Here is a 6,786-nt window from a genome sequence, read left to right as displayed (position 1 = left end):
CGACGCGAGCTCCGCCGACCACTCCTTCTCGAGACCGAAGAGCACGGCCCACGGCAGCAGGCGCTCCGTCACCTCGACCACCTCGACCGGTCCGACCGTGCGCCGGTCCGCCCCGCGTGGCGACTGCAGCATCGCGATCCGGTCGGCCTCGGCCAGGCGGATGTACAGCTCGAGCCCGCGCAGATGGTCGCGCAGCTCCGCGCCCGCGGCCGTCAGCGGCACCCTCGAGACCAGGATCGTCCCCACGACGGCCGCGACGATCGCGACCAGCATCAGCACGAGCGGGAGCGCTCCGCCGAAGGAGCGGGTCATCAGGAGGATCGCGCCCAGGAAGGCGGCCATGACACCCAGCAGCAGCGGGACGATCACGAGCACGCTGCCGCCGATCGTCCCGGCCTTCTTCAGTCCCGCCTCGGTCACCCTGTTGCCCAGCGCGGTCTGGAACTGTCCGACGGCCTTGCCGAACTCCTTGTCCTTGCCCGAGAGCTCACGCACCGTCCCCGGTGCCCGGCCGAGGGCGATGTCGAGGAACTCGCGGTCGTCGGAGGCGAGGGGCCGCGGGCGTCCCGCGCGTCGCGTCGGCGTCGTCGCAGGGTCGAGCACCCGCACGGCGTACTCCTGCTTCCGCCCCTCCCCCGTCTCCTCGATGCGCACGAGACCGCGGACGGCGGCGTCCAGGAGTCCGGCCGCGGGGGCCTTCGACGTCTTCCGCAGCAGCGCGGCGGAGAGGAACAGCCCCTCCGCGGGCGGGTCGTACTCGGCGACGACGGTCGGGCGGCCGGGAGCGTCGCGGAGCACGGTCCGGCGGCGGTGCACGGCGAGCGCGAGGCCGATCAGGACCGCGGCGAGGCCGCCCAGCTGCACCCAGGACCAGCCGGAGGCGAGGTAGCGGTCGTCGCGCGGCGTGAAGGTCCCGGGAGCGAAGCCGATCGCCACGGTCACGTTCTCCCCCGGAGCCAGCGACTCCCCCGATGCCGTGACGACCGCGCCGTCGCGGCCGATCGGACAGGGCGTCGTCGAGCCCTCCGGCCCCCGGTAGCAGCTGACGGTCCCCGTCGCGGCGGAGGCCAGCGACCCGGCGAGCTCGACGCGCACGTCGTAGCGGTCGAAGGACTGGCGCCAGCCCGTGCCGTTGACGTCCCAGTAGAACTCGTCCTCGCCGCTGCGCGTGCCGGATCCAGGCAGGGTCGTGTTGTGCTGCGTGTAGGTGAAGACGTAGGTCTGGCTGCCGCTGACGAACTCGTCCGCTGCGCTGGTGACCAGGAGGAAGCCGTCCTCGCGCTCGGTGTCGACCGGCCGCGCCGCCCCGTCGCCGTCGGTGACGGACACCAGGTCGACGTCGGTCGGGTGCCCCTCGTAGTCGAGCGGGATCGCGCGCTGCATGCCGCGGTTCTGCGACGGCGGGAACTCGGCGACGAAGGTCTCGACGGTTGTCAGCGTCGAGCGGCCCTCCTCGTCGCGGTCGAGGCGGAAGTCGGCCGAGTACTCCGAGAACCGGAAGCCGTCCACATCCGCGCGCACGACACCCGCGACGGGCTGCGGAGCCGCGACAGGGTGCGGAGCCGCCACGGCCTGCGCCGCCGCTCCGCCGACCAGCAGCGGGACCGCGAGGGCCACGGCCGCCGCGCGCCGCGCGACCACCCCCGCCCGGCCGGTCGAGGCGGACAGGATCGTGCCGAGCAGCCCCCACATGCCTGCGATGCTACGCGCCGACGCACGCCCGGCACGTCCCCCGGGCGGACTACTGGAGCAGGAACTGCGTGGGCGAGCCCGAGGGGATGCCCGCGACCGACACCGACAGGTTGTAGGCGGCGCCGCCCGCCTCGACCGCCTCGCGTCCGCCGGAGCAGGTGTCGGCGGAGGAGCGGGTGCGGTCCCACGTCAGCGCGCTGCCCATCACCGAGCGGCCCGCCTGGAGGAGCACCGGCAGATCGGCCGCGCCGGTCTGGCAGTCGGTCGAGGTCCAGATCTGCTCGGAGCCGCTCGTGATCGTGAAGACCTGCTTGCTCGTGCCCGCGTCGATCACGCAGTCGGTGCTCGAGATGTTGGCCAGCGAGAGCGAGAGCTGCGGATCCTCGCCGGGCGCGTAGCTCGTGGCGTCCGTGACCGCGGTGACGGCGACGGAGTCGGCCGAGCAGGCGGGTGCGGCGCCGGGCGTCGCACCGGGCGAGGTGGTCGGGTAGAGCGTCGGCAGCACGACGGTCGGCGTGGGGCTCGACGCGGCGTCGGAGCCGGTCATCCGCGGGAGCAGCGACAGCACCACCGCCAGGCCCGCGACGATGACGACCAGCGCGAGCAGCACTCCGGCGCGGCGTCGCCGGTAGACCCGGGAGGGCAGGCGGCGGGGCGGCGGAGTCACCGGGACAGGCTACGACGTGGCGGCGGTCAGAGCGTCTTCAGCATGCGGGTGTTGCCGAGCGTGTTCGGCTTCACCCGGGCGAGGTCGAGGAACTCGGCGACTCCCTCGTCGGGAGAGCGGAGCAGCTCGGCGTAGACCTCGGGGTCGACGACCTTCTCGCCGATCGGCTCGAAGCCGTGGCGGGCGAAGAAGTCGACCTCGAAGGTGAGGCAGAACAGGCGCTTCAGGCCGAGCTCGCGCGCGTCGTTCTCGAGGCGCTCCAGGATGTGGTGGCCCACACCCCTCCCGAGCCAGTCCTGCGCGACCGCGAGGGTGCGCACCTCCGCGATGTCGTCCCACATCACATGCAGCGCACCGCAGCCGATCGCCGTCCCGTGGCCGTCCTCGGCGATGCGGAACTCCTGCACGGCGCCGTAGAGCACCACGCGGTCCTTGCCCAGGAGGATGCGCTCGTTCACGAGCGGCTCGCTGAGCTCCTGGATGAAGGGGACATCGCTCGTGCGCGCGCGGCGCACCGGGTACTTCCAATCGGCCATTCGACAAGCCTAGGCCGCACCGGGCGCGGGATCCTGCGATCAGGCGCCCACCCCCGGACGACGACGTGCCCGCCCCCTCGCGAGAGGGGACGGGCACGGGGTCGTCCGGCAGCCTGCTACGACATCAGGTCGGGCGTCGCCGGGCCGGCCGTGGCCGCTCCGGTGGACGCGCCGGCGCTGATCGAGATCAGGCGCGGGGTCGTGGTGAAGACGAACCTGTTGTCGGCGAAGTCCACGTGGATGTGGTCTCCGGCGCCGAGCTCGCCGTGCAGGATCCGCTCGGACAGCTGGTCCTCGATCTCGCGCTGGATCGCGCGGCGCAGGGGGCGCGCACCGAGGGCCGGGTCGAACCCGACCTCGATCAGGCGCTCCTTGGCCGGCTGCGTCAGCTCCACCGTCATGTCACGGTCGAGCAGGCGGTCACCCAGGCGCTTGATGAAGAGGTCGACGATCTGGAGCAGCTCGGGCTTCGACAGCTGCGGGAAGACGATGACGTCGTCCACGCGGTTGAGGAACTCGGGCTTGAAGTGCTTCTTGAGCTCCTCGTTGACCTTGCCGCGCATGCGGTCGTAGCCGGTGGCGTTGTCGCCCTCGATCTGGAACCCGACGGGACCACCGGCGATGTCACGAGCACCGAGGTTGGTGGTCATGATGATGACGGTGTTCTTGAAGTCGACGACACGGCCCTGGCCGTCGGTCAGTCGACCCTCCTCCAGGATCTGGAGGAGCGAGTTGAAGATGTCCGGGTGCGCCTTCTCGATCTCGTCGAAGAGGACCACGCTGAACGGCTTGCGGCGCACCTTCTCGGTGAGCTGGCCGCCCTCCTCGAAGCCGACGAACCCGGGAGGGGCGCCGAACAGCCGCGAGACGGTGTGCTTCTCGCCGTACTCCGACATGTCGAGCGAGATCATCGCGTTCTCGTCGTCGAAGAGGAACTCGGCGAGCGCCTTGGCCAGCTCGGTCTTCCCGACGCCCGTGGGGCCGGCGAAGATGAACGAGCCCGAGGGGCGCTTGGGGTCCTTGAGGCCCGCGCGGGTGCGGCGGATCGTCCGCGAGAGGGCCGCGATGGCCTCCTCCTGGCCGATGACGCGCTGGTGCAGGGCCTTCTCCATGAAGACGAGCCGCGAGGACTCCTCCTCGGTGAGCTTGAAGACCGGGATGCCCGTCGCCTGGGCGAGGACCTCGGCGATCAGGCCCTCGTCGACCACGCCGGTGGCCTTGACGTCGCCCGACTTCCACTGCTTCTCGAGGCGCAGGCGCTCACCGAGCAGCTGCTTCTCCTCGTCGCGCAGCGACGCGGCCTTCTCGAAGTCCTGGTCCTCGATCGCGGCCTCCTTGGCGGAGCGGACCACGGCGATGCGGTCGTCGAAGTCGCGCAGCTCCGGCGGCGCCGAGAGGATCGAGAGGCGCAGGCGTGCGCCGGCCTCGTCGATCAGGTCGATCGCCTTGTCGGGGAGGAAGCGGTCGCTGATGTAGCGGTCGGCCAGATTGGCCGCCGAGACGATCGCGCCGTCGGTGATGGACACCTTGTGGTGCGCCTCGTAGCGGTCGCGCAGCCCCTTGAGGATGTTGATCGTGTGGGGCAGCGACGGCTCCGCGACCTGGATCGGCTGGAAGCGGCGCTCGAGAGCGGCGTCCTTCTCGAAGTGCTTGCGGTACTCGTCGAGCGTGGTCGCGCCGATGGTCTGCAGCTCGCCGCGGGCGAGCAGCGGCTTGAGGATCGAGGCGGCGTCGATCGCGCCCTCAGCGGCCCCTGCGCCGACGAGGGTGTGGATCTCGTCGATGAAGGTGATGATGTCGCCGCGGGTGCGGATCTCCTTCGTGACCTTCTTCAGGCGCTCCTCGAAGTCACCGCGGTAGCGGGATCCGGCGATGAGCGAGCCGAGGTCGAGCGTGTAGAGCTGCTTGTCCTTCAGCGTCTCGGGCACGTCGCCGCGCACGATCGCCTGGGCGAGGCCCTCGACGACGGCGGTCTTGCCGACGCCGGGCTCGCCGATCAGGACGGGGTTGTTCTTGGAGCGGCGGGAGAGGATCTGCATGACCCGCTCGATCTCCTTCTCGCGCCCGATGACCGGGTCGAGCTTGTTGTCGCGCGCCGCCTGGGTGAGGTTGCGGCCGAACTGGTCGAGGATCTGCGATCCCCCCTGAGGCTGCTGCTGCTCACCGCCCACGGCGACCTGCTCCTTGCCCTGGTAGCCGGAGAGCAGCTGGATGACCTGCTGGCGCACGCGGTTCAGGTCGGCACCGAGCTTGACCAGCACCTGAGCGGCGACGCCCTCGCCCTCGCGGATGAGGCCGAGCAGGATGTGCTCGGTCCCGATGTAGTTGTGGCCGAGCTGCAGCGCTTCGCGCAGGGACAGCTCGAGGACCTTCTTCGCCCGAGGCGTGAAGGGGATGTGGCCGGTCGGCTGCTGCTGCCCCTGGCCGATGATGTCCTGCACCTGCTCGCGCACAGCGTCGAGCGAGATCCCGAGGGACTCGAGCGCCTTGGCGGCCACTCCCTCGCCCTCGTGGATCAGGCCGAGCAGGATGTGCTCCGTGCCGATGTAGTTGTGATTGAGCATCTTGGCCTCTTCCTGGGCCAGGACGACGACGCGCCGCGCGCGATCGGTGAATCTCTCGAACATGCTGTCACTCCCTACAGAACCCGCAGGGGTGGGCTCCGATACGTCGACTGTAACCAGCGCTCCCCCCGGTGAGCAGGCCTGTTCGCCCTGGGCGTGCACGCGATCCGGGAGGGGTGCGGGCGGCGGTCCCGTCCACCGGTCCATGCGAAGGCATACACTTCCCGCATGAGCAACCTGGAGGAGCATCCCGACGAGCTCCCCGTCGCCGCGGAGCCGGTCCCTCGCGAGCCCGGCGCGGTCGAGATCCTGGAGGCACGGCTCGTCCCGCTCGGCGGTCCGCGCGCGATCGAGGTGCGCCGCACCCTCCCCCAGCGCTCGCGCTCGACGATCGGCGCATGGTGCTTCGCCGACCACTACGGCCCGGTGCGGCTCGGCGAGGAGGCCGGGATGGACGTCCCGCCGCATCCGCACACGGGCCTGCAGACGGTGAGCTGGCTCTTCGAGGGCGAGATCGAGCACCGCGACAGCGTCGGCAGCCTCGCCGTGGTGCGCCCGGGCGAGCTCAACCTGATGACGGCCGGACGCGGCATCTCGCACTCGGAGGTCTCGACCGGGGGCGCGCCCGTCCTGCACGGGGTGCAGCTCTGGGTCGCGCTGCCCGAGGAGGCGCGGCTCGTCGATCCGTTCTTCGAGCACCACCGCGGCGTGCCCGTGGAGCTGCCCGGCGCGCTGGTCCGCGTCTTCGTCGGAGGGATGCTGGGCGCGTCGGTGCCCGCGAGCACCTTCACTCCGCTGGTCGCCGCGCAGATCGACCTCGAGCCGGGTGCCCGGGTCGAGCTGCCGGTCGAGGAGTCCTGGGAGTACGGCGTGCTCGTCGACGCCGGCCCCGTGGCGGTCGAGGGTGCGGACGTCCCGCGCTCGGACCTCGCCTACCTGGCGCCCGGCCGCTCGCACCTGGTGCTGACCGCCGGGGACGCGGGAGCCCGCGTGGTGCTGCTCGGCGGCGAGCCGTTCGCCGAGGAGCTGGTGATGTGGTGGAACTTCGTCGGCCGCAGCCACGACGACGTGGCGGCCGCCCGCGAGCGCTGGCAGTCCGACGTGATCGCCGGGGCGGATCCCGCGGGACCGTTCGGCACCGTCGACGGGTACGGCGGACGCGCGCTCCCCGCGCCCGTGCTGCCGACCGTGCGCCTCAAGCCGCGCCGCCGGGCCTGAGCCGAGACCGTCAGGCCGAGGCGCTCCGAGGCGGGGCCCACGACTCAGGAGCGCGGGAGTCGCGATGATCCCGCTCGACCACCGCGACTCCCGCGCTCTCACCGGCGCG

General features: G+C 71.6%; 5 protein-coding genes. 1 reads left to right on the top strand and 4 read right to left on the bottom strand.

Annotated elements, in window-relative coordinates; translation table 11 throughout:
- The 4 genes from C5D04_RS13100 to C5D04_RS13085 form a co-directional block, all read right to left on the bottom strand.
- Nucleotides 1–1,692: DUF2207 domain-containing protein (locus tag C5D04_RS13100; protein ID WP_104347808.1), on the bottom strand; the 1,692-nt coding region annotated here is incomplete at its 3' end.
- 49 nt (nt 1,693–1,741) lie between these two features.
- Nucleotides 1,742–2,359 (bottom strand): hypothetical protein, encoded by a 618-nt coding sequence (locus tag C5D04_RS13095; protein WP_104224088.1) that lies wholly within the window; start codon nt 2,357–2,359, stop codon nt 1,742–1,744.
- Between the two features lie 26 nt (nt 2,360–2,385).
- A complete protein-coding gene (locus C5D04_RS13090; RefSeq protein ID WP_104224089.1) occupies nt 2,386–2,895 on the bottom strand; it encodes an amino-acid N-acetyltransferase in 510 nt (169 codons plus the stop codon).
- A gap of 116 nt (nt 2,896–3,011) precedes the next feature.
- A complete protein-coding gene (locus C5D04_RS13085; RefSeq protein WP_104234294.1) occupies nt 3,012–5,522 on the bottom strand; it encodes an ATP-dependent Clp protease ATP-binding subunit in 2,511 nt (836 codons plus the stop codon).
- Nucleotides 5,523–5,687: 165 nt separating this feature from the next.
- Here C5D04_RS13085 and C5D04_RS13080 point away from each other — a divergent pair, with 165 nt between their 5' ends.
- Nucleotides 5,688–6,677, top strand: a complete 990-nt coding sequence (locus tag C5D04_RS13080) for a pirin family protein (RefSeq protein WP_104291741.1) — start codon at nt 5,688–5,690, stop codon at nt 6,675–6,677.
- Nucleotides 6,678–6,786 lie beyond the last annotated feature (109 nt).

This window comes from Rathayibacter sp. AY1D2 (assembly GCF_002932695.1).
Taxonomy (GTDB): domain Bacteria; phylum Actinomycetota; class Actinomycetes; order Actinomycetales; family Microbacteriaceae; genus Rathayibacter.
Note: the sequence above shows the minus strand (reverse complement) of the source record. Positions and strands in the feature narration are given on the sequence as shown.

Excerpts from the sequence above, each read along its gene's own strand:
- C5D04_RS13090 (WP_104224089.1), bottom strand. The coding sequence starts at position 2,895 with ATGGCCGATTGGAAGTACCCGGTGCGCCGCGCGCGCACGAGCGATGTC.
- C5D04_RS13085 (WP_104234294.1), bottom strand. The coding sequence starts at position 5,522 with ATGTTCGAGAGATTCACCGATCGCGCGCGGCGCGTCGTCGTCCTGGCC.
- C5D04_RS13080 (WP_104291741.1), top strand. The coding sequence starts at position 5,688 with ATGAGCAACCTGGAGGAGCATCCCGACGAGCTCCCCGTCGCCGCGGAG.